General features: G+C 62.6%; 16 protein-coding genes, 1 riboswitch and 1 other annotated feature. Of the genes, 2 read left to right on the top strand and 14 right to left on the bottom strand.

Going from position 1 to position 21,672, the window contains the following annotated elements; translation table 11 throughout:
• Window positions 1-13: 13 nt before the first annotated feature.
• Window positions 14-2,380 (bottom strand): endonuclease MutS2, encoded by a 2,367-nt coding sequence (locus tag ACFFT4_RS28505; protein ID WP_378052494.1) that lies wholly within the window; start codon window positions 2,378-2,380, stop codon window positions 14-16.
• Window positions 2,381-2,518: 138 nt separating this feature from the next.
• Here ACFFT4_RS28505 and ACFFT4_RS28500 point away from each other — a divergent pair, with 138 nt between their 5' ends.
• Entirely contained in the window at window positions 2,519-2,875 is a 357-nt protein-coding gene (locus ACFFT4_RS28500) for a phage holin family protein (protein WP_378052493.1), read from the top strand.
• Between the two features lie 202 nt (window positions 2,876-3,077).
• Window positions 3,078-3,452, top strand: coding sequence for a cupredoxin domain-containing protein (locus tag ACFFT4_RS28495; protein ID WP_378052492.1), 375 nt, complete (start codon window positions 3,078-3,080; stop codon window positions 3,450-3,452).
• Window positions 3,453-3,599: 147 nt separating this feature from the next.
• On the opposite strand, the gene zapA is transcribed toward ACFFT4_RS28495, so the two are convergent.
• The 13 genes from zapA to ACFFT4_RS28430 form a co-directional block, all read right to left on the bottom strand.
• On the bottom strand, window positions 3,600-5,927 hold the full coding sequence (gene zapA, locus ACFFT4_RS28490) for a cell division protein ZapA (RefSeq protein ID WP_378052491.1): 2,328 nt from the start codon (window positions 5,925-5,927) through the stop codon (window positions 3,600-3,602).
• A gap of 111 nt (window positions 5,928-6,038) precedes the next feature.
• Complete coding sequence (gene pheT, locus ACFFT4_RS28485) at window positions 6,039-8,480, bottom strand: phenylalanine--tRNA ligase subunit beta (RefSeq protein ID WP_378052490.1); 2,442 nt, start codon at window positions 8,478-8,480, stop codon at window positions 6,039-6,041.
• Window positions 8,481-8,517: 37 nt separating this feature from the next.
• Entirely contained in the window at window positions 8,518-9,552 is a 1,035-nt protein-coding gene (gene pheS / locus ACFFT4_RS28480; RefSeq protein ID WP_378052488.1) for a phenylalanine--tRNA ligase subunit alpha, read from the bottom strand.
• A gap of 43 nt (window positions 9,553-9,595) precedes the next feature.
• Window positions 9,596-9,865, bottom strand: a binding site (T-box leader).
• 47 nt (window positions 9,866-9,912) lie between these two features.
• Entirely contained in the window at window positions 9,913-10,779 is an 867-nt protein-coding gene (gene thiD, locus ACFFT4_RS28475) for a bifunctional hydroxymethylpyrimidine kinase/phosphomethylpyrimidine kinase (RefSeq protein WP_378052486.1), read from the bottom strand.
• Window positions 10,776-12,092: a glycine oxidase ThiO gene (gene thiO, locus ACFFT4_RS28470; protein ID WP_378052484.1), complete on the bottom strand. Its 1,317-nt coding sequence runs from the start codon at window positions 12,090-12,092 to the stop codon at window positions 10,776-10,778. Before thiO ends, thiD begins: the two co-directional genes overlap by 4 nt.
• Complete coding sequence (locus tag ACFFT4_RS28465) at window positions 12,089-12,901, bottom strand: thiazole synthase (protein WP_378052822.1); 813 nt, start codon at window positions 12,899-12,901, stop codon at window positions 12,089-12,091. Before ACFFT4_RS28465 ends, thiO begins: the two co-directional genes overlap by 4 nt.
• A 14-nt stretch (window positions 12,902-12,915) precedes the next feature.
• Window positions 12,916-13,836, bottom strand: a complete 921-nt coding sequence (gene thiE / locus ACFFT4_RS28460) for a thiamine phosphate synthase (protein WP_378052483.1) — start codon at window positions 13,834-13,836, stop codon at window positions 12,916-12,918.
• On the bottom strand, window positions 13,814-15,121 hold the full coding sequence (locus ACFFT4_RS28455; RefSeq protein WP_378052482.1) for a ThiF family adenylyltransferase: 1,308 nt from the start codon (window positions 15,119-15,121) through the stop codon (window positions 13,814-13,816). The genes thiE and ACFFT4_RS28455 overlap by 23 nt, the downstream gene beginning before the upstream one ends.
• Window positions 15,114-16,877 carry a phosphomethylpyrimidine synthase ThiC gene (gene thiC / locus ACFFT4_RS28450; protein ID WP_378052481.1) on the bottom strand — a complete coding sequence of 588 codons (1,764 nt, stop codon included), beginning with the start codon at window positions 16,875-16,877 and terminating at the stop codon, window positions 15,114-15,116. Before thiC ends, ACFFT4_RS28455 begins: the two co-directional genes overlap by 8 nt.
• Before the next feature lie 311 nt (window positions 16,878-17,188).
• A riboswitch (TPP riboswitch) is annotated at window positions 17,189-17,292 on the bottom strand.
• Between the two features lie 59 nt (window positions 17,293-17,351).
• Window positions 17,352-17,987, bottom strand: a complete 636-nt coding sequence (locus ACFFT4_RS28445; protein WP_378052479.1) for a YcnI family copper-binding membrane protein — start codon at window positions 17,985-17,987, stop codon at window positions 17,352-17,354.
• A gap of 136 nt (window positions 17,988-18,123) precedes the next feature.
• The gene (locus tag ACFFT4_RS28440; RefSeq protein ID WP_378052478.1) at window positions 18,124-18,807 is read right to left on the bottom strand and encodes a response regulator; all 684 of its coding nucleotides are present in this window, start codon (window positions 18,805-18,807) and stop codon (window positions 18,124-18,126) included.
• The gene (locus ACFFT4_RS28435; RefSeq protein WP_378052477.1) at window positions 18,804-19,673 is read right to left on the bottom strand and encodes a sensor histidine kinase; all 870 of its coding nucleotides are present in this window, start codon (window positions 19,671-19,673) and stop codon (window positions 18,804-18,806) included. The genes ACFFT4_RS28440 and ACFFT4_RS28435 overlap by 4 nt, the downstream gene beginning before the upstream one ends.
• Window positions 19,674-19,725: 52 nt before the next feature.
• Window positions 19,726-21,399: a copper resistance CopC/CopD family protein gene (locus ACFFT4_RS28430; protein ID WP_378052476.1), complete on the bottom strand. Its 1,674-nt coding sequence runs from the start codon at window positions 21,397-21,399 to the stop codon at window positions 19,726-19,728.
• Window positions 21,400-21,672: the final 273 nt, after the last annotated feature.

Genomic DNA, 21,672 nt, shown 5'->3' with positions numbered 1-21,672 from the left:
GCGAGACCTCCCGTTAATGAAGCTCGGCCACGGATACGCCCGCGCCGCCTTCCCCGAATTGGCCTAACCGGTAGCTTTTGACATGCTTATGCCGCCGCAGAAAATCCTGTATCCCGCTGCGCAAAGCGCCGGTTCCTTTGCCATGAATGATATAAACCTGCCCCAGATTGCCAAGAAACGCTTCGTCGAGGAAACGGTCCACTTCCATAATCGCCTCGTCCAGCGCCATTCCGCGCAGATCCAGCTCGGTGCGGATATTTTCGTCGCGGGAACGCTTGACCGTTGTCGCTTGCGCCTGAACCTGCGACTTCCCGGCCGAAGCCGCGCGCATCGGTTCCAGATCGGCTAGAGAAACTTTCATTTTCAAAATGCCAAGCTGAACGACGGCCTCCCCGCTCCCGGTGAGTTCGACTACGTGCCCCTTCTGTCCGTTAAGGCTGTGAACCTTCACTTCGTCTCCCGCCTCGATCTTAACCGGCTTCGCCCCGGCGCGACGAGAGGGCTTGGCGACAGGATCGGGAACTGCCTCCTCCAGCCGCTTCTTGGCTTCGATCAGCTTGTGCTCCTTGACGGAAGCGCCTTCCTCCATTGCCAACTTGCGGAGATCGGAGATGATCTCCTCGGCTTCCCGCTTCGCCTTGACGACCTGCTGACGCGCTTCCTCGCGCGCCGCTTCCAGAAGCTTCGCCTTCTGCTCTTGGAGCTTAAAGCGTTCCTCCTCTATCTCTTTACGCAGCTTCTCCGTCTCAAGTCGCAAAATTTCCGCCGAACGTCTTTCCGCTTCGGCTTGCAGACGATCCTGCTCCAAAGAAGCGATCATGGAATCGACCTTCAGCTCGTCCTCGCTCACTTCGCCTCGCGCATGATCGATGATGCTTTTCGGAAGCCCAAGCCTCTCCGCGATCGCAAACGCGTTGCTCCTTCCCGGAACGCCGACCAGCAGACGATAAGTGGGGCGCAGCGTAGCCACGTCGAACTCCATGCTGGCGTTAATAATGCCCTCGCGGTTATAAGCGTAAGCCTTAAGCTCGCTGTAATGCGTCGTAGCGATCAAGCGACAGCCGATTTTCTGGAGATGCTCCAAAATCGCGATGGCCAGAGCGGACCCCTCCGCAGGGTCCGTCCCGGCGCCGAGCTCGTCGAGCAGCACCAGGCTGCGGCTTGTTACTTGTCCGAGCATAGAGATCAGGTTCGTCATATGGCTGGAGAATGTGCTCAAGCTTTGTTCGATGCTCTGTTCGTCTCCGATATCGGCGTAAATGCCGTCGAACACGCAGAGATGGCTGCCGTCTTCGGCCGGCACGAATAAGCCGGACATGGCCATCAGGCTGAGCAATCCGATCGTCTTCAAAGAGACGGTCTTGCCCCCCGTATTCGGGCCGGTGACGATTATCGACGAATAGCTCTCGCCAAGTTCGATATCGATCGGCACAGCCGTCTTCATGTCGAGGAGCGGGTGTCGGCCTTTGCGAAGAAGGAGCTTGCCCTCTTCGTTCATGGCCGGCAACGAGGCGGACATGGCATGCGCCAGAAACGCCTTGGCGAAAATAAAATCGATCAAGCCGAGAATCTCCGCGTCCCCGGCGAGCAAATCCGCGCGTTCGCCGATATCGGCGGTCAGCTTGCGCAGAATGCGTTCGATCTCGTTCTGCTCTTTGATCTTAAGCTCGCGCAGCTTGTTGTTCATCTGCACGACGGCTTCAGGCTCAATGAATAACGTAGCGCCGCTTCCCGATTGATCGTGGACGATGCCTCCGAAATGAGAGCGATATTCCTGCTTGACCGGAATCACATAGCGGTCGTTGCGCATCGTAATCAACGTTTCCTGGAGCATCTTCTGAACCGACGAGGAACGGATCAAGCTTTCCAGCTTCTCCCGGGCTCGTCCTTCATTGATTCGGATGTCCCTGCGCACGGAAGCCAGCTCCGGACTGGCGGAATCGAGCACGTCTCCCTGTTCGTCGATACATCTGCGGATCTCGTCCTCCAACGCCTTATAATCGGTCAACGGTTCGCACAGATCGGAGAGCAGCGGGAGCTCCGTCTCCTCCCCGGCGGAGGCGATGAAGCGGCTCAACCGGCGCGATCCCAGAATGAATTGGGCGACCTCCATCAGCTCGGGAGGCTGAAGCATCCCCTGCAGCTTGGCGCGTTGGAGGGAGGCGCGGATGTCCGTTATCCCGCCAAAAGGGGGCGTCCCTTTCAGGCCAACGGCCCGGGACGCTTCGTCCGTCGCAGCCAGCCTGCGTTTTACGATCTCTAGCTCGCGGCTCGGAGTCAGCTTCTCCGCTTCCTCTTTGCCCAAGCTGGTCGAAGCGAGTCCGGTCAGCTTGCGAATGATTTTATCGTACTCCAGTGTATGTAAAGCCTTCTCGTTCACGGCAACTGTCAACTCCTTCGCCTATATTATAGCCGAATCCTTCATTCAAGCGAAAGCAACGGATTTGCCGACTTTTTGACCGATCACTCATACGGAACGAATCTCGGGATAAACTACTTCCAAAGGAGGTCGAAAAACATGAATGTAATCGGCACGATCGTTCGCTTTATCGTCGCTGCCATCGTATTGATGGTCGTCGGTTGGCTCGTCCCTCAATTTTCCGTGGGCGGGTTCTGGAGCGCGCTTATGCTCGCGGTCGTCATCGCCGTATTGGGGTGGATCATCGAAGGCATCTTCGGTAAAAAGGTCACTCCGTTCGGACGGGGAATCGTCGGGTTCCTATGCAGCGCCCTCGTCATCTGGCTGGCTCAATTCGTCGTAGGCCATGTCGAAGTGACGGTTATCGGTTCGCTGCTGGCGGCGCTCGTGATCGGGATTATCGATCTGTTTATTCCGATCGCTTCTCCTTACGAAGCCGGCAAGCAAAGATCGTAACGAAGCAAGCGCGCGCAAAGCCTCTTCGCGAACGGCGAAGGGGCTTTGCGCGCATTTCGGGTTCCGTCCCTTTTAAAATAATGTCATGACTCTGCCATAGATTGAGGATTAAGCGCCGGCGGCCTTATGGTACAATGTGGGCAGGCGGAATCTTAAACAGAGCTTTCCGTCTTTCATTTCATGGGTACGGAGGTCATTGGCCATGCAAAGAAAAATCGTCTATTTTCTCGCCCTCGCGGCATTGACGCTGGCTTTATCGGCGTGCGGCGGCAACGATACAAAATCCGGAAACAGCTCCTCGGCAAGCGAAGAGTCTTACTCGGAAGAGGTCGTTATCAAAGCAAGCAACTGGGAATTCGATCAGCAGGAATATACGCTTCCCAAGGACACCCCTGTCAAGCTCACTTTGGAAAATTTGAGCGGAGCCCACGGAATCGAAATTGTGGGACAAGACATTACGCTCAGAGGCAACAAATCCAAGGTGATCACTCTGCCCGCGGGCACCTACGAAATCAAGTGCAACATTATGTGCGGACAAGGCCACGCGAAGATGATCACGAAGCTTGTCGTAAGCTAAACTCTCGCTAACGTCAAGGCGATTCCTCCCGGTAATAAATCGGAAGGAATCGCCTTTTTTGTGCATAATCCGCCGTCGTAAGTTGCCGCCGCTGACGAGGCGGCCCTTTCGGGCCTGCATCGTTCGCCAACTCCCCGTTCGATCGCGTTACTCTTGTTCCAGCATCTCGATCCATTCATTGTATTCGCTCTGGAGCTTTTTGTATTCCTCGTGCAGCTTGGAATGCTCAGCCTGGAGCTGCTGCAGCTCCGTATGAAGACGCGTTCCCTGCGCGGCTTGCTCGCGCAGCTCGTCCAGAGCGGCAACGTCCGTCTGGGAAGGCGCTGCGGCCGCTTCCGATCGAGCCGCCTCCAGCTCCTGCTCCGCGCTTTCAACGGCTTCCGTGAGCGCTGAGCGGGAACGATCCAAATCGGAAACCCGAGCCTCCAGCTCCCGGATTCGTTCCGCGGAGGACTGCCGGTCCTGCTGAGACTGGGCCAGACGCTCCCGGAGCTCCCGAATGGTGTCGCCCCACTTCTGCTCCTGGGCATCCCGTTCGGCCAGCTCCCGGGCCAGCTCGTCTTTCTCCCGCCGCGTCTCCTCCAACGTTTCCTGCTGCGCCCCGAAGCGCTTGTTCGTCTGCAGCTCCACTTCCTGCAGCATCTCCTGCTGCTCAAGAACGGTTCTCCTCTGGTCTTCCGCCTCCGTCGCCCACCGCTCCGCGTCGTGCTCCAACCGTTCGCGCAGCTGCCGCCATTCCTTCTCCTTGGAACGCCACTCCGCTTGCTCGGACGCCAATGTCTCAAGCTCGGCTTTCGCCGCTTCCAGCTCTTCCGAATAGATCGCCTCGAGCTCTTGCTGCTCGACGGCGGCACGAGCCTTCGCCTCCGCAAGCTCGGCTGCCTTCGCTTCCGACAAGGCGCTTAGCTCCGCCGAGTGCAGCAGCTTGAGCGCTTCAACCTCGGAGCTATGTACCTGAATGAGCTCGGCCTCCGCTTCCCGCTTCTCTCGGGCGAGCCGTTCGGCCAAAGCCGCCCGCTCCCGGGAGAGCTCCTCCGCCAATCGCCGGTCCGTCTCCTCTTGGGCCTTTACCAGCTCCGCAGCCGCATGGGCTCTCTCGGCGGCCAACGCCTCCTGGAACTCGGCGCGTTCGGCGGCAAAACGGCTCTCCGCTTCCTCGCGAGCAGCCTTCAGCGCGCCAGCCGCGTCCAGCTTGGCCTGTTCAAGCTCAAGCTCGGCCTCCAACTGCTGCTCCTCCAGCCTGGACGCGGTTTTGCGCCTCTCGGCCTGCAGCTCGTCATCGGCCTGTCTCTTCGCCTCGCTCAAGTCCGCCTCGGCTTGCTGCTTCGCCAGCTCCAGCTCCGCCGCCGCTTGCTCCTTCGCCTCTTGCAATTCTTCTTCCGCTTGCAGTCTCACCGCCTGAAGCTCCGCTTCCGCTTGCCGCTTCGTCTCTTGCAGCTCCTCTTCTACTTGCTGCTTTGCCGCCTGCGATTCCGCTTCCGCCTGTTGCTTCGCCAACTGGACTTCCTCTTCCGCCTGCTGCCTCGCCGACTGGAGCTCCTCTTCCGCCTGCTGCTTCGCAGCTTGCAGTTCCGCATCCGATTGCTGTCTCGCCAGGCCCAGCTCTTCCGCCGCTTGCCGCTTGACCGCTTGCAGCTCCGCTGCCGCCTGCTCCTTGGCCGCCGCCACATCCCGCTCGGCTTGCGCCTTGGCGGCCTGCAATTGTTGAGCCGCTTGCGATTTGGACGCTTCCAGCTCCTGCGCGGCTTTCGCCCGAACGGATTGGAGCGTCTGGGCCGCCGTCTGCTTCTGCCGTTCCAGCTCTGCGCCGAGGTTTTCCGCCCGCCGCTTCGCCTGGGCCAGCTCCTCTGCGGTTCGCGACTGAACGGCCTGCAGCTTGCCCTCCGCCTCCTTCGTGAACGCATCAAGCTCCGCTGCCGCCTGCTCCTTCGCTGCTTTCAATTCCTGCACGGATTGCTCTTGAAGCGCCTCAAGCTCCAACGACGACGAGGTCCGCGCCTCCTCCAGTTCCCGCGCCGACCGCTCTTTAAGAGCCTCGAGCTCCTGGGACAACGAAGTTCGTGCTTCTTCCAGCTCCTGCGCGGAGCGCTCTCTAAGAGCCTCCAGCTCTAGCGACAGCGAGGACTTCGCTTCTTCCAGCTCCAGCGCGGAGCGCTCTTTAAGCGTCTCCAGCTCCTGGGACAGCGAAGACTGCGCCTCTTCCAGCTCCTTGATTTGCAGCTGCTGGTCGTGTTCGATTTTCAACAGTTGTTCGTTCTCTCTACGCAAGCGAAGGAGCTCGTCCGAAATGTTGACGGCCGCAAGCACCGCCAGCTTCGGAAGATCGAGCCTTGGCGAACCGACGTTCACCTTGTTCATCTGATCGTTGACGAGCGCGGCGACTCTTTTCATATATTCCGTGCTTGTATGCCCCGTTATCGTATATTGCGTTCCGTATATGTCGACGGTGACACGCGTTTTGTCCTGATTGCTCACGGCGTGATCCCCCCATTGCATTCTCATTAATAGGTTGTTAACAAAAGCAGCGAACCATCTTCCGCCAGCCGGCGTCTAGATGTATTCGCTGCCTCCCATATCGTTTCCTGCCTATTTCCGAAGTTCTGCGCCGTAAGATTGTTCCAGCTGCGCAAGCACGCGGGCATGCGCCTCTCCGACTTCCTCGTCCGTCAGCGTACGCTCCGCGTGCCGATAGACAAGCGCCAACGCCACGCTCTTCTTGTCCCCGCCGATCCGCTCGCCGGTATACACGTCGAACACGTTAACCGACTCCAGCAGCTCGCCCGCCGAAGCGGCGATCGTCGCCGTCAGCGCGCCGCCGGCGACGCCGCGGTCCACGACGACCGCAATATCGCGCTCGATCGCCGGATAACGGGGCAGGATGCGATATTCAATGCCGGCATCCGCATATTCGTAGATCGGTCCAAGCTCGAGCTCGGCCACGTACGTGTCGGGCAAGTCGAATTCCCGCTGCGTCTCCGGATGCACTTGGCCGACGTAACCGATCGTCTCGCTGCCTCGTTCCGTGCGGATGACGATCGCGGCGGTACGGCCCGGATGGAAGCCGGCAGGCCGTGCGGCTTCGTAAGAAATGCGGCCGGACAGGCCGAGCCGGTCGAACGCCTGCTCCAGAACGCCCTTGGCATCGTAGAAATCGACGGGCTCCGCGGTCCGGTTCCATGCGGCGGTACGGCGGTTGCCCAGCAGCAGCAGCGCGGCTCTCGGCTTCTCGTGAGGCAGGCGAGTCAGCGTCGTCTCGTCCGTGTGGTACACGTTGCCGATTTCGAACAGGGCGATATCGTTGTTTTTCCGGTTCAGGTTATAGGCGGCCGCTTCCAGCAGGCTCGGGATCAGCGTCGTACGCAGCACGCTGCGCTCCTCGCTCATCGGCATCGCCAGCGCGATCGGCTTGGCGCCCGCCGCCAGCTCCGCGAACAGCTCCGTTCTCGGCAGCGAGGTTACGGAATAGCTGATCGCCTCGTGCAGCCCCGCGCCGGTCAGAATCGTCCGCAATTTGCGGCGAATCGCCTGCGGCTTCGTCAGCGAGCCCGGCGTCGTCGGCCCTTCGATCGGCGTCGTCGGAATTTCGTCGTAGCCGTGCAGACGGGCGATCTCCTCCACGAGATCGACGTCGCGGGAGATGTCGCCGCGCCGGGACGGCACCGCGATCTTCCATACGTCTTCGCCTCTCGTCTCGACCTTGAATTGCAGCCGGGACAGAATTGTCTTGATCTCCAGCGCGGACAGCTCCGTGCCGAGCATGCTATTAACCCGGGACAGCGACAGCTCGATCACGGCCGGCTGCCGCGTCGATACCTCCGCCTCGGCGACGCCTTCGGTTACGAGCCCTTCCGCGTAACGGGCCATCAGTCCCGCCGCGCGATCCAGCGCCGCGCGCACCCGGTCCGGATCGACTTCCTTCTCGAAGCGGGCCGACGCCTCCGAGCGCAGACCCAGTTGGCGCGAAGTGCGCCGAATCGTGCTGCCGTCAAATTTCGCCGATTCCAGAATGATGTCCGTCGTGCCCTCCGACACCTCTGAGTTCGCGCCGCCCATCACGCCGGCCAGGCCGATCGCCTTCTCCGCGTCCGCGATGACGAGCATGTGCGGCTCCAGCTTCCGCTCCTGGCCGTCCAGCGTCTCCAAGGTTTCGCCGGCCCGTGCCAGACGAACGTCGATGCGTCCGCCCGCAACCTGCGCCGCATCGAACGCGTGCAGCGGCTGGCCGTATTCGAGCATGACGTAGTTCGTAATGTCGACGATATTGTTGATCGGACGAACGCCAGCCGCGATCAGACGGTTCTGCATCCACTGCGGTGCAGGGCCGATTTTCACCCCTTTGATGTAGCGAGCGGTATACAGCGAGCAATGCTCCGGAGAGCCGATCGATACGCGGACATAATCCGAAGTAACTTCCGCGGCCGAGTGTATGCCCGTGTCGGGCAAATTCAGCGGGCGGCCCGTCAGCGCCGACACCTCATAGGCTACGCCGAGCATGCTGAGACAGTCCGAACGGTTCGGCGTCAGGTCGAGCTCGAGAATCGAGTCGTCCAAGGCGAGCACGTCGAGAATGTCGCGTCCGATCTCCGTGTCGGACGGCAGCACGAGAATGCCTTCCTGCTGCTCCTTCGGCAGCAGCTTGTCGTTGATGCCGAGCTCGCGCGCCGAGCAGATCATCCCCTGCGACTCCACGCCGCGCATCTTCGCGCGCTTGATGTTAAGGCCGCCCGGCAGCTTCGCGCCGACGACGGCGACCGGCACCTTCATGTCCGCTCCGACGTTCGGCGCTCCGCAGACGATCTGCAAATCTTCGCCCGTTCCGGCGTCGACGGTGCAGACGCTCAGCTTATCCGCGTCGGGGTGCTTCTCTCTCTTCTTCACATAGCCGACGACCACGCCGGTAACGCCCGCGTTGCGGGACGGCACGGAATCGATCTCGATGCCTCCCCGCGTCATCATCTTCGCCAATTGCCCGGCGGGAATGCCGCTCAAATCGATATAATCGGATAACCATCGATAGGATACGTTCATGGGAAACTCCCCTCGTTTTATCGTAAAATTTTTCAGGCTACATTTTGGCGAATTGACTCAGGAACTTCGTATCGTTCGCGTAGAAATGACGGATGTCGTCGATGCCGTACTTCAGCAGCGCGATCCGTTCCACGCCCATGCCGAACGCGAAGCCGGTCACTTCCTGCGGATCGTAGCCGCCGTATTCGAGCACCTTCGGATGCACCATGCCGCAGCCGAGAATTTCGATCCAGCCGGTATGCTTGCACATCCGGCAGCCGCTGCCGCCGCATTGGGCGCAGGTGACGTCCACCTCGGCGCTCGGCTCGGTGAAAGGGAAGAAGCTCGGACGCAGGCGGATTTGCATTTGCGGCCCGTACATTTCCTGCACGAACTGCAGCAGCGTTCCCTTCAGGTCGCTCATCCGAATGTTCGGCCCGATGACCAGCCCTTCGATCTGATGGAACATGAACGAATGCGTCGCGTCGTCGTCGTCGCGGCGATACACCTTGCCGGGACAGATGACTTTGACCGGCGTTTTGCCGTTCGCCGCCTTCATCGTGCGAATCTGCACCGGAGACGTCTGCGTGCGCAGCAAAATCTCGTCCGTAATATAGAAGGAATCCTGCATATCGCGCGCGGGGTGGTTTTTCGGCAGATTCAAAGCTTCAAAGTTGAAGAAGTCGGTTTCGACCTCCGGTCCTTCCGCCACCGTATAGCCCATCCCGATGAAAATATCCTCGATCTCCTCGACGATCTTGTTCAGCGGGTGAACGGCGCCGGCGGCGACCGCTTTGCCCGGCAGCGTAACGTCGATCGTCTCCGCCTGCAGGCGGCGCGCGGTCTCGGCCTTTTCAAACCCGGCCTGCTTCTCCGCGATTACCGCTTCGATCGCCGCGCGAACCTCGTTGCCGACCTGCCCGATGATCGGGCGCTCCTCGGCGCTGAGCGAGCCCATGCCGCGCAAAATTTCGGTGAGCCGCCCCTTCTTGCCCAAGTAATGCACGCGGAGATCGTTCAACGCCGCGGCGTCCGCCACGGTTTGCAGCTGATCCAGCGCTTCGCTCCGCAAAGCCTCTAATCGTTCCTTCATCACCATTCTCCTTCTCGCGACAAAATAAAAAGCCTTTTCTCCCGTAAGGGACGAAAAGACCGTGGTACCACCCTTGTTGGAACGCCCCTTGCCCGCCATCGGACACACGCCTTATTCGACGCTCGAACATTCCCGCTTCGTACGGCGTAACGGGCCGCAAGCCGGTATCTCCTACTGAACGGCCGCAGCCGCATGTTCAGAGATCTGCTCCGGAGCGAACTTCGGCAGCCTGGTTTCTTAGGAACGCTCGCAATCTTCGGCGCTCCCTCCCTGTAAGAAGGCACTGCTTACTTTTCTCCATCGTCGCATTTGTGCATTTATTGACCATTATAGGGGATCGGAGAACCGCAAGCAAGCCGATTAACGCAAAACCCGCCTCTTTTCCGCAAATGCGCCGTGCCAGAGAGAGCCGGTTCCTCCCCCGAGCGAAAATGCTTCCGAAATCGCCGCGGCCACGAACACTTTCGCTTCCCGGCAGGCCTCCTCCGGCAGAGCTCCTTTTGCCAGCAGGGCGGCGATGGCGGACGCCGTCGTGCAGCCCGTGCCGTGCGTATGGGGAGTCGGGTACCTCGGCCCGGCGAACCGCTTTGTCTCCTCGGGACGCTCGGCGGAGACGAATACGTCGACGGCCTCCTCTCCGCTCCAATGCCCGCCCTTCAAAAACACATGCCTGGGGCCCAACGCGAGCAGACGCTTCGCCAACCGCTCCATGTCCGCCAGCGTTCGAATGTCGTCGGAACAGACGCCGAGCAGCCGACAGGCTTCCGGCAAGTTCGGCGTGACGACTTCCGCCATCGGCAGCAGAAGACGCTTCACGGCGTCGAACGCGCCGCCGTCCATGAGCGGCGAGCCGTCCGAAGCGGCGCCCACCGGATCGACGACAAGCCGCTTGACCCGATGCCGCGCGAACGAACTGGCGGCCGCTTCGACATGGGCGGCCGCGGGCAGCATTCCCGTCTTGACGGCATCGGCTCCGATGTCGGACAGCACGCTTTCGAGCTGCGCCTCCACCATGCCGGGAGAGACGTTCTCCACGCGCTGCACTCCCAGGCTGTTCTGCGCCGTCACCGCCGTCACGACGCTCATCCCGTATACGCCAAGCTCCTGAAACGTCTTCAAATCCGCCTGGATGCCCGCTCCTCCGCCGGAATCCGAGCCGGCGACCGTCAAAACCAGCGGACGGCGAGGGGCAGAAGCTTCCCCGGACGAACGAGCGCCCGCTCTCACCCTAAGCCCCTCCTCGTCCCCGCAAAATTGAACCGCTCGATCCCGAAGGCGTTCCCGTACCCGTTTTCGCCGATCTTCCCTTCCAACAGATCTCCCACCAGCGCCGCCGTCGCCGGAGCCAGCAAAATACCGTTGCGATAATGGCCGCACGCCAGCACCAGCTCCGGGACGCCGGGGACGGAGCCGATCAGCGGCCGGCCGTCCAACGTCGCGGGACGCAAGCCCGCCCAGCCTCGCGAAGGAGAGGTATCGCCCAGGAAAGGCAGCGCGCTGCCGCTCCAGCGCGTCAGCCGTCCGATGCCCTGCTCCGTGACGCTCCGCTCGAAACCCGCGACATCTTCCGAGGCTCCGCATACAAGGCTTCCGTCTTTTTTGCCGACCCAATAGGCCTGGCTGGTGAAAATCATATGACGGATGCGGTCGCCCTTCCCGTCGTATGCGCAAATCTGCCCCCGGATCGGATGAACCGGCACGTCGACGGACAGCCATTCCCGCACGAATCCGCTCCAGGCTCCGGCGCATACGACGACCCGATCCGCCAGCCAGCTTCCCGCGCCCGCGGTTCGGACGACGACGCCCGCGCCGGCAACTCGCTCCAAACCCGTAACGCCTCCGGCATGGGCCACGAGCCGAACGCCGGCCCGGCGGCACGCTTCTTCGACCGCTCCGACCAGCTTCGGGGCGAACACATGGCTCTCGCCGGGACAATAGAGCGCCCCTAACGCCCGTTCGGACAACTCCGGCTCCAGGCGGCGCAGCTCCGACGCGCCGAGCAGCTCGAATCCGGACCCGTACCGGCTCTGCCATTCGAGCCTGGCGCGCAGGGACAGGAAATCCGCCTCGTGAAACGCGACGTTCAGGCTCCCGCTGCGCCGCAATTCGGCCGTATGACCCGTCAGCTCCTCGAGCTCGCGAACCCAGTCCGGATACCGCGAATGGCTGTCCGCGCACAGCCGGAAAAACGCGTCCGGGCTTTCGGGATTTTCCGAGAACGGCGCCAGCATTCCCGCGGCCGCTCCGGAGGCTTGGCCGCCGAACGCCTCCGCCTCCAGCACCGCGACGCGGAAGCCCCGCTTGGCCGCCTCCCATGCACTGGACAGCCCGATGATGCCGCCTCCAAGGATAAGCACCTCCGCGGTTTGCGCCGACTTCACACCCCCGGCCGATTGCACCGATCTCGCGCTCCCCGTCGATTGCGCCGACTTCGCGCTCCTTGTCGATTGTGCCGACTTCACACCCCCGGCCGATTGGGCCGACTTCGCGCTCCCCGTCGCGGGCTTCGCTTCCATGCTTCCTTCCGACACACCGCTCATCTTTTCCCCTCCCGGGCTCCGGGTCCGAACAGCCGCCCCTCCGGCTCGCTGCTGGCGGAGGCGTAGCGCTTCCGGGGGATGCGTCCGGCCAGCCGGGACAGCCGCCCCGCTTCGATCGCCAGCTTCATCGCCCGCGCCATCGTCACCGGGTCCACCGCTCTGGAGACGGGCGTATTGGCGAGAATGCCGTCCGCGCCCAGCTCCATCGCCTGAACGAAGTCCCCGGCCGAGCCGAGTCCCGCATCCACGATGACGGGAACCCGCGCCTCCTCGGCAATCAGGCTCAGGTTGTACGGATTCAGAATGCCAAGCCCCGTTCCGATCGGGGCCCCGCCCGGCATGACCGCCGCCGCTCCGGCATCCTCCAGCCTGCGGCACAGCGCCGGATCGTCCGACGTATAGGGCAGCACGGTGAAGCCTTCCTTGGCCAGCCGTTCCGTCGCCTTGAGCGTCTCCACCGGATCGGGCAGCAGCGTGCGGGGATTGGCGCTGATCTCCACCTTGATCCACTCGCCAAGGCCCGCGGCGCGCGCCAGCCGGGCAATTCTTACGGCTTCGTCGGCGTCGCCGGCCCCCGACGTATTGGGCAAGTAGATCAGCTCCCTGCCCGCCACATGCTGCAGCACGCCGTCGTCTTCATGGTTGTCCAGATTGATCCGGCGCACCGCGAACGTAATGACCTCGGCGCCGGACGCCTCCAATGCCCGAAGAAAAACGGCGGGACTCGGAAACCTGCCCGTCCCCAGAAAAAAGCGCGAATTCAGCTTCCTTCCCCCGATCACCATACCGTCTTGCACAATTGTATCCATTTCCATCCCCACGCTCAGCCTCCCCCGACAAAATGAACGAATTCGACCGAGCAGCCGCCGCGCAGCGGCGTTATCTCCCACCTTGAGCGCGGAACGACCGTCCCGTCCAGCTCGGCGACGACGCTGCGGCCTTCCAACTCGTATTGTGCCGCCAGCTCCAGCAGCGTGGCCGCCTGCGTCCGCTCGCTGCGGCCGTTGACGACAACGTCGACCTCCCGGACGTCCCCGGGAGCCGGCATCGATAGCGACAAGGATACCGGTACGGATAGCGACACCGATTCTGCCAATGCTGCCTGCTCCCCCGACGTCCAAGCGTTAATCTTCCCCAGCAGATTGCGGCAGACCGCTTCGGGATTGTCACGGCCGACGATAGCGGACACCGCGCACAATCTTCTGGCCCCTGCCCGCAGCACCTCCTCCGCATTGGTCTCCGTAATGCCGCCGATGGCGACGAACGGTATGCGGATTTCTGCGGCCGCCTGCGCGACGTAAGCGGTCGTCACCGCTTGCCGTCCCGGCTTGGTGCCCGTCGGATAGACGGGACCGACGCCGATATAATCCGCTCCCGCCCGTTCCGCGGCGCGGGCCTGCTCAATCCGGTGCGTGGAGATGCCGATGATCCGCCGCGGACCGAGCAGCTCGCGCGCCACCTCGATCGGCAGGTCGTCCTGCCCCAGATGAACGCCGTCGGCGTCCGCGGCAAGCGCGACGTCCGGATGGTCGTTGACGATGAGCGGCACGCCGTATTTGGCGGTCAGCTCCTTCAGCCGCCTCGCCTTCTCGATCAGTTCCCGCTTCGGACTCGTCTTGTCCCGAAGCTGCACGATATCGGCTCCTCCTCTTAGAGCCGCCTCCATCACCTCCATCATGCCGCGCCCGGGATGATAGTTTTCGCCGGTAATAACGTACAGCTTAAAATCCAACGGACGGTTCATCCGCTTCCCTCCTCGTCTCGTCGCTCAAATAATGCCGATAAATGTCCATCGCACGTTCGGACTCGCCCGCGCCTTGAATCAGCGCGCGGCCTTCCGCAAAAATGACGATCCGCTCATCTGCCGCCGTAGAGGCGCGCAGCAGATAGCGGTTGTCGGCGGTAATGGCGCAGCCTGCCGCAACCAGCCGCCTTCTCCACTCTGCGAGCGACACCGACGGCTTCAGCGCGACCTGGAACGTATCCCTTCCGCACAGGACGACCAGCTTTGCCGCCTCCCGTTCGTCGCCGAGCAAAGCATTTTCCGTCGTGATCCTTGGACTGTTGGCAATCGAGGCATTTTCCGGCGTAGCCTCCCTCAGACCGCCGCCGAGCAAAGTATCTGCTCCCGCCCCCTCCGCCGCGTCGCCGAGAAAAGCCGCCTTCGCCTCATCCCGCTCCTTGGCCCGTCCGCCGTTCACAGAGAGGCGGACGAAGCCGCCATGCTCCGCAGGCTCCCGACGGACAGCAACCGGCAGTTCTCCCCACCCGCAATAAGGGCACCTTTCAACCGGCGTCGGCAGCTGCCACTCCTTGACGGAGAAATGCCACGCGTCCACGGTCAGCCACGTCCCGCGCAGCGCCGTTCGATTTCCCGTCAGCGCCTTAAGCGCCTCCGCCGCCTGCAATGCGGCCACCATCTCCACCGCGGGCGAGATGACGCCGAGCGTATCGCAGGTCGGCCCGTCTTCGCCGCCCGGCGCCTCCTCGCCAAGCAGGCAGCGCAGGCAGCAGTGGTCGCCGGGAACGAGCAGCGCGGTCATTCCCCCGGAGCCCGCGACGCCGCCGTACACGAGCGGAATGCCGCGGCTGAAGCAGGCGTCGCTGAGCAGCAGCCGGGTCGCCGCATTGTCGGTGCCGTCGAGCACCAGGTCGACGTCCGCCGCCAGCGACTCCGCGTTGCGCCGATCCACGTCGGCCACGAAGGCCTCGATCCGCGCCCTGCCGTTGACCCGGCGCAGCTTCGCCGCGGCGGCGACCGCCTTGGGCAGCGCCGCTTCCGCGTCCTCCTCGTCGTACAGCGTCTGACGGTGCAGATTGCTCAGCTCCACATAGTCCCGATCGACAAGGCGCAGGCGGCCCACTCCGGCCCGGACCATATGCTGGGCGAGCGAAGCGCCCAGCGCCCCGGCGCCTACGACAAGCACGCTCGCCTCGCCGAGCCGCCGCTGGCCCTGCGCGCCGATCGGAGCGAAGCGGATCTGCCGGGAGTAGCGCTCCTCCGCCTCCGTCTCCGCTTCCCTAAGCATAGATCCGGCTTCCCCCGGCCTTGAACGCTTCCGCCTGCTCCTGCATGCCGGCCTCCAGCGCTTCCTCCTCCGCCACGCCGCGCTTCTCCGCGTAATCGCGAATGTCCTGCGTGATGCGCATGCTGCAAAACTTCGGCCCGCACATCGAGCAGAAATGCGCCGACTTGGCCGCCTCCGCCGGCAGCGTCTCGTCGTGATACGCCATGGCGCGCTCCGGATCGAGCGACAGATGGAACTGGTCTCTCCAGCGGAATTCGAATCTCGCCTTGGACAGCGCATCGTCGCGCAGCCGCGCCCGCGGATGTCCCTTCGCCAGATCGGCGGCATGGGCGGCGATCTTGTAGGCGATGACGCCGTCCTTGACGTCCTCCTTGTTCGGCAGGCCGAGATGCTCCTTCGGCGTCACGTAGCAGAGCATCGCCGTGCCGAACCAGCCGATCATCGCGGCGCCGATGGCCGACGTAATATGGTCGTACCCGGGAGCGATGTCGGTCGTCAGCGGCCCCAGCGTATAGAACGGCGCCTCCTTGCACACCTCCATCTGCCGGTCGACGTTTTCCTTGATCAGATGCATCGGCACGTGGCCCGGCCCCTCGATCATCACCTGCACATCGTGCCGCCACGCGATCTCGGTCAATTCTCCGAGCGTATCCAGCTCGGCAAACTGCGCCTCGTCGTTGGCGTCGGCGATCGAACCGGGCCGCAGACCGTCCCCGAGCGAGAAGCTGACGTCGTAGGCTTTCATAATCTCGCAGATCTCCTCGAAATGCGTATACAGGAAGTTCTCCTTGTGATGGGCCAGACACCAGGCCGCCATAATCGAGCCGCCGCGGGAGACGATGCCCGTCACCCGCTTCGCCGTCAGCGGAATGTAACGCAGCCGTACTCCGGCATGGATCGTGAAATAATCGACGCCCTGCTCCGCCTGCTCGATCAGCGTGTCGCGGAACACCTCCCAGCTCAGCTCCTCCGCCTTGCCTCCGACCTTCTCCAGCGCCTGGTAGATCGGCACCGTGCCGACCGGGACCGGAGCGTTGCGAACGATCCATTCGCGGGTCGTGTGAATGTTTTTGCCGGTGGACAGGTCCATGATCGTATCGGCTCCCCAGCGGGTCGCCCACGTCATCTTCTCGACTTCCTCCTCGATCGAGGAAGCGACGGCCGAGTTGCCGATGTTGGCGTTGATCTTGACGTGAAAATGCCGTCCGATAATCATCGGCTCGCACTCGGGATGGTTGATGTTCGCCGGGATAATCGCGCGCCCCGCGGCCACCTCCGCCCGCACGAATTCCGCGCTCATCCCTTCGCGCAGCGCAATGTATTCCATCTCCGGAGTAATCCGCCCCTGGCGGGCATAGTGCAGCTGCGTCACGCTGCGTCCTTCCGCCGCCCGCAAGCAGCGGTTATGCGGCTTGGGAAACACCTCCGCGCCCTTCTGCTCCGCCGTCTCGACGGTCATAAAGCCGTTGTCCTCGGGCCGCACCTCGCGTCCCTCGTACTCGACCGTATCCTCCCGCTCCGCAATCCAGCGTCCCCGAACGGAGGGCAGTCCCCGCCGCACGTCGGCCTGAAAGCCCTCCTCCGTATACGGGCCGCTGGCGTCGTACACCCGAAGCGGATCGTTCGGCTCCTCCCGGCCATTCCTCCCCGAGCTCGGCGCCAGCGCAATCTCGCGCATCGGCACCCGAATGTCTTCCCTGTCTCCCGTCGCGTATACCTTGCGGCTTCCCGGCAGCGGCGTCGTCATAATTGCCATAACAAAAAACCTCCTTAAGCGGACGTAATGTCAAATTCCGCTAGGAGGCCATGGGAAAAGATAAGAAACGACGGACAGGCTTGGCGACGACTCCACTTCAGGCGCGTGCATGCCGATACCTCCGCCGATGTCGATACGACGGCGAGCAACGGACGGCGAATACGCGCGGTCCGCTCCAGCCGTTGCGCCTGTCCGCGGCGTCCCGCCGCATAATAAAAGCCGCCCCGGCAGGGAGCGGCTGAATGTGTCGTGCCCATGGAAAGCCCTGACGCAAGCATGAAGAAGCCTGCGGCCATCGCCTTCCAAAGTCTGACGTACATTGCCCACTTTCCTACGCTGGCATAACCCAGATCAGGTTCAAAGGGACCAAGGCATCGCCTTATCTCAGCCCTTGCGGGCGCCCCTAGTGGAATTCTATGAAAACTGTACAGCCGAAAGGAGCTCCTGTCAACCCCCCGGTTCCGCCGGAATCCTTTAACCCTTATTCGGCTTGCGCACGATCGCCACGATCAGAGCCAGAACGCCCGCGGCCAGCCCCGCGATCGCCAGCGACAGCGTCAGCGCATCGCGGCCGCCCTCGTCCTCGGCTGCGCCGCCGCTCGCCGAAGCTCCGCTCGAAGCGCCGTGCCCGTCGCCGTGGCTGTCCCCGGTCGACGCCGTTACCGTCGTCACGGAAGCCGGTTTGTCGGCGTCCGGAGCGCCGGTCCATTCCACGACGTCGCCGTCGGAATACGTCTGGTACGCCTTCCAGCTCAGCTCCTTGGCGTCGTCGGCAACCTTGCCCTGCATGCGGAATTCGCCGAATTCGGTGGCGCCCAGGCCGCTGCCGGTCGCCTTCCAGGTGACGCTGACGATTTTATCCTCCGCGCCCTTCTCGACCTCGTACGTCCAGTCCGCCTTGGGCTCGAAACGGCTGATGTTGACGCCGTCCGGAATCGCCACCTTCACCTGCGTCGTCGCGGCGTCCTTCTCGGACGGCACGCGAACGGTGAACACTTGATAGGAGCCCGCCGGAGCGGAGCTCGGCTGAACCGTCACATGGGCGCTGGCCAAGCCGGCGAAGCCGAGCGACAGCATAAGAGCGAGCAGCAAAGATACGCTTTTTTTCATAGGGAATATCCAACCTTCCTGATTCGATTCGTTTCCGATATTCCCCAGTATAGCCCGTTCCTTCCCGAATGCGCATGACCCGAAAGAGTCATTTCGGGCCGTTCATTGTGACAATATTGAAACAAGTCCGCCGCGCCTAGTCCGGCTCGACGATTCCCCGTTCGTACGCGTAACGCGTCAGCTGCACCCGGTTGTCGAGATGAAGCTTCTGCAAAATGTTTTTCAGGTGATTTTTGACCGTATGCTCGGACAAGCCGAGGGACAGGGCGATTTCGCGGTTTTTTTGCCCCCGCGCGACCTCCTGCAAAATTTCCCGTTCGCGCGGCGTCAACCCTCCGTCGTCCGCGGTCCGGTCTCTGGATGCGCCTGCCGAAGAGCTTGATTTGCGCTCGGCGAACTCGCGAAGAATCGACATCGCCAGCTCCGGATTAAGCGGCGCCTCGTCGAAAGCGACCGCGCGCAAGTAATCGCGCCAGGCCGCCGGATTCAAATTTTTCAGCAGGTACCCTTGCGCGCCCTTCTTGAGCGCCTCGAACAGGTGCGCGACGTCGTCGGATACCGTGACCATAACGATTTTCACCGCGGGAAAAGCCGCTTTGATCGCTTTGACCGCTTCCAGCCCGCCCATTCCCGGCATGTTGATGTCCATCAGAATCATATCCGGCGCCAGCTCCTCCGTCATGAGGAGCGCCTCTTCTCCGCTGGCCGCTTCCCCGACGACGACGAACTCCTCCAGCGCGGACACGATCGTCCTCATTCCTTCCCTGGCATGCCGATGGTCGTCGGCCAGCAGCAGACGAACGGCTCTGGCTTCGCTCATGGTTGTTCCGCCCTCTTTCCGCGTTTCGCGAGTTCTACGACCGTGCGATCCCCCCGGCGTTCAGCCAGGAACGACCAGCCCATCGCTTCGGCCCGATCCCTCACCATGCGCAGTCCGAAACGTCCCTGCGCCTGAAGCGGATCGCCGCCGAACCCGACGCCGTCGTCCTCGATGCGGCAGCGAAAGCCTCCCGCGCCGTCCGGTTCCCCGATGACGTACACATGGGAGGCCCGCGCATGCTTCCTTACGTTGACGAGCGCCTCCCGAACGCAGGCATGAAGCTCGATTTTCTCCTTGTCGGTCAACCCGTCGTCCCGGATCGTCCAGACGAACTCCGCCCGCGCGCCGGTCAGCTCCGCCGTCTCTCCGAGCAGCTCCCGCAGCGGCACGACCCAGGCGGCCGATTCCGGCGACGGCGGCTGACGGAGATTGGCGATCGCCTGGCGGACGTCCTCGTGCATGACCCGCACCGTCTCCCGGAGTCCTCCGGCCAGCTCCCGCACCGGCTCCTCCCGGCTCAGCTCGTCCAACTGGTCCAGCTTGACCGCGAGCAGGAACATCGATTGCGAGATGCCGTCATGCAGCTCGCGGGCCAGACTCTCCCGTTCCTCCAGCGCCGCCTTGGCTTCCTTCTCCCGCTGCAGCGCCATCTGCGACTGCTCCATCCGCGTAAACAGGCTGCGCACCAGCGTCAAGGTGACGGCAAGCACGATAAACGGAGCCAGCAGGTTGCCCAGATCCATCGACACATAGGGGAGCAGGAAGGCGTGCCGCACATATTCCCACAGGCCGATCGTAATCGTCGGAATGAGCAGAATCAGCCATTTGATCCTTCTGTCCTTGTTCCCGTTATCCATTCTGCGCATGCACGCCCCTTTCACCGAAAACAGACCTTACGCCGCCGCCTTTTGCCCGGGATCAGTATATCCGGTAGGTCGTTTCGACAACCCGCTCCGTATCCTCCGAATCGGTGACACGGACCTGCGCCTTCCACTGTCCCGCGAACGGCAAATACGGTCCCTGCGCCGTATACGTCGATTTCTTGTAATCCGGAAACGCGTCCAGCTCTTCGTCCTCGTACGGTTGAAGCGGAACGTCTATGAAGCCCATATCTTCCTTATCGAGCGGGAGCAGCCGCAACTGGACGCTTTTCGCCTCGCCTTCGCCGACCCACTCGGGCAGCCAGATTTTGAGCGTAAACCGGTTGTCCCCGGGCGCATTGGGCGATACGCGCAGCGTCACGTGCATGTCCGTGCCCATCTTGTGAAAATTAAGCGGCTCGTTGACCGGCAGCGGCGTCTGATACGTCAGAACGCCGACGCAGAGCACGATGCCCGCCAGCAGACCGACGTCGACCTTCAGCAGGCCGCCGCGGGGCAGCTCGCCCTTCTTCAGCCGCAGCCGGATCAGGAACGCCGTGACGGCCACGAGCAAGGAGACGGCGGCTTTGGCGATCAGCCATTTTCCCCAAGCGGTGTACATCAAATATTCCAACGAGGGCACGTACTTCAGCGTCGACAGAATGCCGGTTACCCACAGCGCAAGGAAGGAGATCAGCGCCCACTTGGAGAACACGAGCGCAAAGCGGCCCGCCTCCGGCCGCTCCTTGAACCAGACCGCCAGCAGCAGCAGCAAGCCTCCGCTCCACAGGGCCGCGGCCAGCAGGTGCGCATAATCCAGTCCTATCGTGTAAGAGATCGGGGTGAACGCCGCCGCGTGTCCCGACCATGCCTCGAGGAACAGCGCGATCGCCGCCCACGCCGCGCGCGGAACGGTTCCCAGCGCAGGCAGCAGCGGAGCGGCCAGCGCCAGCAGCAGCTCGGCGATGTACAATCTGCCGATCGTCGTCTCCGTCAGAATGCGTCCCCATTCGGACAGCGGCTCCCCCTGGCCCAGATCGCGCAGGCTGAAAAAAACGAAGGCGAGCGTGGCGATCAGCGCGAATTTCCCCGCCAGGCCGAGCGCCCCCGAATGCGTGCCGCGAACCGTCGGCGACATGCTGCGCAGCAGACTCCACAGCGCGAGTCCGGCCGTCGCGAGAAGTCCCGCGTAATAAAGAATTCTCGCCGCATAGAGCAGGAACGCGTCGGCGGTCAGCCCCGAGCTGCCGCCGTGATCGTGAGCATGGCCGACCTGCTCGTGCGGGTTCAGCTTGCTTCTGTCGAGCGGCGCCGGATTCCCGACCGTAAACACGTAAGCCCCGGAGACGGGATGGCCATCCGCCGAGATTACCGAATAGGAGACGGTATAATGCCCCTCCCCCAGCTTCGGCAGCCCGATCCGAATGCCTTTGCCTTCTTCGATCCGCTCGGGCTCGCCCTTGGCGACGTTGCGCGAAGCTTCGTTCAGGACGAGCAGCTTCGCTCCCCCGGTGTCCAATCTTTCGTTAAAGACGATCTCGACCGATTCCGGACCGACGTCCATCCGGGAATCCGCTTGCGGAACCACTTGCTCCAGCACGGCATGCGCATGCGCCTGTCCGGCGGCTCCGAAGAGGGCCAGCAGCACGAGCGCCGCCGTCAGCAGCATCGGGACGGATGCCCTCCGTTCGGACAATCTCGCGTTTGCGATCCATAACTTGAATAATGACATCTATACAACCTCCAGCCTGCGATTCTTTTCGAGGTATCGTTAACGAGTCCTGATGCACGGCAACTCTATCGTACCCGATGCGTCGGGCTCGCTTCAACCGCGAACGCCGGCAACACCGTTCCTTCCGCCGCAATTGTTCTTTATTCGCCATAACCTGGAGCCCTGAGCCGCCCCCGCCGCCTCTGTCCGTTCTCCGGTCCCCTCTGTCCGGCCCCTGTGGCCCTGCGTCTGCCTCTGTCCTCCTTTTCCACCTCTGCCCGCCTTTGCGAAAAA

Source organism: Cohnella cellulosilytica, from assembly GCF_042431195.1.
GTDB lineage: Bacteria > Bacillota > Bacilli > Paenibacillales > Paenibacillaceae > Cohnella > Cohnella cellulosilytica.
The sequence above is the reverse complement of the archived record's forward strand: the minus strand, read 5'-3'. Positions and strand labels throughout refer to the sequence as shown.

Excerpts from the sequence above, each read along its gene's own strand:
- ACFFT4_RS28445 (WP_378052479.1), bottom strand. The coding sequence starts at position 17,987 with ATGAAAAAAAGCGTATCTTTGCTGCTCGCTCTTATGCTGTCGCTCGGC.
- thiO (WP_378052484.1), bottom strand. The coding sequence starts at position 12,092 with ATGAGCGGTGTGTCGGAAGGAAGCATGGAAGCGAAGCCCGCGACGGGG.
- ACFFT4_RS28465 (WP_378052822.1), bottom strand. The coding sequence starts at position 12,901 with ATGGATACAATTGTGCAAGACGGTATGGTGATCGGGGGAAGGAAGCTG.
- thiE (WP_378052483.1), bottom strand. The coding sequence starts at position 13,836 with ATGAACCGTCCGTTGGATTTTAAGCTGTACGTTATTACCGGCGAAAAC.
- ACFFT4_RS28430 (WP_378052476.1), bottom strand. The coding sequence starts at position 21,399 with ATGTCATTATTCAAGTTATGGATCGCAAACGCGAGATTGTCCGAACGG.
- ACFFT4_RS28440 (WP_378052478.1), bottom strand. The coding sequence starts at position 18,807 with ATGAGCGAAGCCAGAGCCGTTCGTCTGCTGCTGGCCGACGACCATCGG.
- ACFFT4_RS28495 (WP_378052492.1), top strand. The coding sequence starts at position 3,078 with ATGCAAAGAAAAATCGTCTATTTTCTCGCCCTCGCGGCATTGACGCTG.
- ACFFT4_RS28455 (WP_378052482.1), bottom strand. The coding sequence starts at position 15,121 with ATGCTTAGGGAAGCGGAGACGGAGGCGGAGGAGCGCTACTCCCGGCAG.
- pheT (WP_378052490.1), bottom strand. The coding sequence starts at position 8,480 with ATGAACGTATCCTATCGATGGTTATCCGATTATATCGATTTGAGCGGC.
- thiC (WP_378052481.1), bottom strand. The coding sequence starts at position 16,877 with ATGGCAATTATGACGACGCCGCTGCCGGGAAGCCGCAAGGTATACGCG.
- pheS (WP_378052488.1), bottom strand. The coding sequence starts at position 9,552 with ATGAAGGAACGATTAGAGGCTTTGCGGAGCGAAGCGCTGGATCAGCTG.
- ACFFT4_RS28500 (WP_378052493.1), top strand. The coding sequence starts at position 2,519 with ATGAATGTAATCGGCACGATCGTTCGCTTTATCGTCGCTGCCATCGTA.
- ACFFT4_RS28435 (WP_378052477.1), bottom strand. The coding sequence starts at position 19,673 with ATGCGCAGAATGGATAACGGGAACAAGGACAGAAGGATCAAATGGCTG.